Origin of the sequence: Selenomonas sp. oral taxon 138 str. F0429 (assembly GCF_000318175.2) — a bacterium.
GTDB lineage: Bacteria > Bacillota > Negativicutes > Selenomonadales > Selenomonadaceae > Centipeda > Centipeda timonae.
The window spans coordinates 1-603 of the sequence record NZ_KB290942.1 but is presented as its reverse complement, the minus strand read 5'-3'; the positions used below and the strand labels follow the sequence as shown (position 1 = coordinate 603).

1 rRNA gene is annotated in these 603 nt (G+C 53.1%); it reads left to right on the top strand.

Annotation, left to right across the window (positions count from 1 at the left end):
* Window positions 1-603 (top strand): 23S ribosomal RNA (locus HMPREF9163_RS11760); the annotation flags it as partial.

Here is a 603-nt window from a genome sequence, read left to right as displayed (position 1 = left end):
CTACGGTCAATCTGAATTCAGCTGCACTACACTGCCAAGAAAAGCTTCTAACGAGAAGACGTCCGCCCGTACCAAAACCGACACAGGTAGGCGGGGAGAGAATCCTAAGGTGCGCGGGAAAACCCTCGTTAAGGAACTCGGCAAAATGCATCCGTAACTTCGGGAAAAGGATGGCCGCTGATGGTGACGACACTTGCTGTCTGAGCTGTTGGCGGCGGCAGAAAAGAGGCCCAAGCGACTGTTTACCACAAACACAGGTGCCTGCGAAAGCGCAAGCTGAAGTATAGGTGCTGACGCCTGCCCGGTGCAGGAAGGTTAAGGAGAGTTGTTAGTCCTAGAGATGAAGCAGCGAACTGAAGCCCCTGTAAACGGCGGCCGTAACTATAACGGTCCTAAGGTAGCGAAATTCCTTGTCGGGTAAGTTCCGACCCGCACGAAAGGCGTAACGATTTGGGCACTGTCTCAACGAGGGACCCGGTGAAATTGAAATACCTGTGAAGATGCAGGTTACCCGCGACTGGACAGAAAGACCCCATGGAGCTTTACTGCAGCTTGGCATTGGTCTTTGGCATATAACGTACAGGATAGCCGGGAGACTGGGAA